This window comes from Buttiauxella noackiae ATCC 51607, assembly GCF_001654865.1.
Taxonomy (GTDB): Bacteria; Pseudomonadota; Gammaproteobacteria; order Enterobacterales; family Enterobacteriaceae; genus Buttiauxella; species Buttiauxella noackiae.
Window position 1 is genome coordinate 1 of record NZ_LXEO01000074.1, and the last position, 3,194, is coordinate 3,194.

The following is a 3,194-nucleotide window of genomic DNA, read 5'->3' on the forward strand; positions in this document are numbered from 1 at the left end:
CATTTATATGATAACGGTAAGGATGTGCTCTTCGTTCAACCCGGGGGTCGCCGCCATGAAGGTCGAACCACTCTGAATATGGGGGGGGGAGTGCGTTTGTTCCGTGGTCAATGGATGTACGGTACAAACGTTTTCTTTGATAACGATATTACCGGACATAACCGGAGGGTTGGCATTGGTGCAGAAGCCTGGACCAATTACCTGCGATTTTCTGCTAACAGTTACTTTGGCAGAGTGACTGGCATATGGCGCGGGATTTTGAAGATGATGATGAACCTCGTCCGGATGATTTTGATATTACTACAAACGGCTGGTTACCCTCTTAATGGCTTGAATAAATCTAACTTTTGACCGCAACCAGGATCTGACCACCACATTCCAGTGCCTTCTGGCGGTATCTTATGGCAAAACATAAGTTCAAAATCACCAACTGGAACGCCTACAACAAGGCGCTCGTCAACCGGGGCTCATCCGTTCTGTCTTGATGAGTCGGCCATTCAGGCCTGGTATGACGAACCAGGAATGCCTTCACGTGGCAGTCCGCACGCTATTCTGGATTCGCTATTCCCACCCAAACGTGTCTTTCGCTGGGGCTGCTCAGGGATTTATTAATTCCATTTTTACCCTGAAGAAGCTCCTGGTTATCGATTTCACCGACCTGAAAGTCTGTGGTGAGGGTGAGTGGAAGGTCAAAAAGCACGGTCAGGATAAGCGCGCATCTGGAGAAAATTGCACCTGGCGGTGGACGGAGAGACCCCCGAGGTTATCTGCGTCGATTTATCCCTGAACAACGTCACCGATGCGGTGGCCTTCCCGGGGCTTATCTGGCAGACTCATCGTAATATTAAGGTGGCTTCAGACGGTACTTACGACAATTTTGCGTGATACACCCTAATTGCAGGATGTCAAATTAACTATGCCACTTCAGTTGCTACATCTAGTTATCGGTAAGTGACCTCGCCCTGCTGCACAAACCCTTTCCGCTTTATGTAATTCCCGGCAACCTGCGTACTCAGGGGGGATTTTCACACCTTTCCCCTGGATGTGGTGCCCTTCCCTGCTTTCCACCCCATCATCCAGGGTAAAAGGATCATCTCCGGATCCTTTTCCGATCCGGCCTGACATTTTTCTTTTTCCGTTTTCTGGTATATTTATGGAAAGCGGAAATGCTTCCTGCCCGCCTCTGCGGGTTTTTTCAGTGGCGAAGCGGTGCCATGAAGGCGAAAATAGACGCAGTTTTCCACCAGATTGCGCTACGTGAATTCTGAAAGGTTTCCGTGGTTGGCACCCGTCAGATTTTACGTAGCGCATCCTTTATCATGAGGTGTCATGTCTTTACATCCTGTCACCCTGAATGCCCCGGTTCCGTCCGGTGGAACGCCGGATTACGGCCGGGCGATCGCCCTGCGGCGTATGGCCCTGCATTACACCGAACTGCCCAAATATCTGCTGGCGCCGGAAGTGGCCGCCCTGCTCCACTATCTGCCGGACTGGACACAGCACGGCCTGGTCAACACGCTGTGGAACACCGGCGCGCGGATCAATGAAGCGCTGGCGTTGAGGCGGCGAGATTTCAGACTGAATGATGACATTCCGCATGTGGTGATCCGTACCGCCAAGCAGCGACGCACCGGTGGTGGGCGTCCGCAGAAAGGCAAATCCGCCAACCGGGTGGTGGTGCTGTCTGATGCGGATTACGTCCGGGAGATGCGCAATCTGTTTGCCAGTACCCGGGAGAAGTTTGAGGTGGATGCGCTGACGGGAGAAAAACGCGCCATGCCGGTGTGGCGTGTCACGGACCGGACCGTGAGGAACTGGCTGAAAGGGGCCGTGAACCAGGCGGAGCGTGACGGCGTCACCTTTACGGTGGAGATCTCCCCGCACACATTCCGCCACAGTTTTGCGATGCATCTGCTTTACGGCCACACGCCACCGAAGGTGCTGCAGTCCCTGATGGGCCATGAAAAGTACGAGAGCACCGAAGTATATACGAAGGTATTTGCGCTCGATGTCGCCGCCAGTCAGAACGTGACATTCACCCTGCCGGTGGGTGATGCGCTGCAGCTGCTGCGCGATAACCGCTGAACCTGAAGTGGCTAAAAGAAAAATGACTACTTCAGACGTTCATCAAAGCGGAAATCTACCGGGACGGCCTGGCTGATAATATTCGCATATTCAGTATGGGCCGGGCTGAGCAGGAAATTGTACTCCACCGGTGAGAGCGCACTCGGAATGCGCAGTGCCACCGCTTCACCGCTTCTCACCCACTGATCGCCGATGTCGGCCAGGGCCGACGGAGCTTCTGATGCCGCCCGGTACTGCGTCAGGCTCTCTTTTCCAGTCACCTGAATCAACGCATCCGGCACGTCCACCGACAGCAGGGTAAACGAATCGAGCAGATTTGCGGCATGCAGATGCACCAGGGTCCCGAGCATGGTCAGCGAGGCGGCTTCCGAGGTGTAGACCATGGCGGTCCCGACGCTGTTCCAGCGGCCGCCTGCCTCTTTTGCGCCCTGCCCGGTCCAGGCGGTCATCAGGTAACGGGTTCTGGTCAGACGCCAGAGCTTCAGGAGTATACCCCGTGCTCAAGCCGGGTGATGAGTTTCATCACTTCCCAGGCACCGGACTCAGAGGCCAGCAGGTCGGCCGGTTTTTTCCAGCCCAGGGCGCGGCTGGGTTCATTGAGCCACTGCTGGGCCGCCGCTTTATCCCCTTCAAACAGATCCACCGCCTTATCCAGCACGCGGATGAACCGCACCAGACGTTCGCTCTGTGCCGGACTGAAACGGGTTTTACTGTTGCGGTTAAACGTGGTGCCGGGAATACCGGTCATGCGGCGCAGATCGGCCTGGGTGATGTGCGCCCAGGAGACGATGCGGCTGGCCACTTCGCCTTCCAGCCCTTTATCAATCTCATCTACCAGCATCAGGCTGTCGGAGACGTTCAGCCCGACGTGTTTCCACAGGTTGTCAGGGCGGTGAGCGGATGTTGTGGGTGTAAAGACTTTCATAAGCGCCTCCGGATGGTATTTTTATTATCACCATATGGTACCACATGAGCAAATTATGCACGGTTCTTCATCTTCAGCGATGACCTATGGGAAATGCCTGAAGTTTTAAGATTAGTACCGTAAGACTGGCAATCGCTCCTTACTTCACCGCCGTAACTGTGACAATCGACCCTCAACTTCCGGT

Annotated in this window: 4 protein-coding genes and 1 pseudogene; 3 read left to right on the forward strand and 2 right to left on the reverse strand. The window is 54.7% G+C overall.

Translation table 11 applies throughout. From position 1 onward, the window contains the following. From M979_RS22115 to M979_RS22125, 3 genes and pseudogenes are all read left to right on the forward strand, one after another. A partial coding sequence (locus tag M979_RS22115) for an inverse autotransporter beta domain-containing protein (protein ID WP_280643567.1) occupies positions 1–351 on the forward strand: 351 nt, incomplete at its 5' end. A gap of 50 nt (positions 352–401) precedes the next feature. Beyond that, a pseudogene (locus tag M979_RS22950) lies at positions 402–873 on the forward strand (transposase); the annotation flags it as partial. A gap of 456 nt (positions 874–1,329) precedes the next feature. Beyond that, entirely contained in the window at positions 1,330–2,085 is a 756-nt protein-coding gene (locus M979_RS22125) for a tyrosine-type recombinase/integrase (protein WP_064556430.1), read from the forward strand. 26 nt (positions 2,086–2,111) lie between these two features. On the opposite strand, the gene M979_RS22130 is transcribed toward M979_RS22125, so the two are convergent. Beyond that, positions 2,112–2,570, reverse strand: a complete 459-nt coding sequence (locus M979_RS22130) for an RES family NAD+ phosphorylase (RefSeq protein WP_064556431.1) — start codon at positions 2,568–2,570, stop codon at positions 2,112–2,114. Further along, on the reverse strand, positions 2,567–3,010 hold the full coding sequence (parS, locus tag M979_RS22135) for a type II RES/Xre toxin-antitoxin system antitoxin (RefSeq protein ID WP_064556432.1): 444 nt from the start codon (positions 3,008–3,010) through the stop codon (positions 2,567–2,569). Before parS ends, M979_RS22130 begins: the two co-directional genes overlap by 4 nt. Positions 3,011–3,194: the final 184 nt, after the last annotated feature.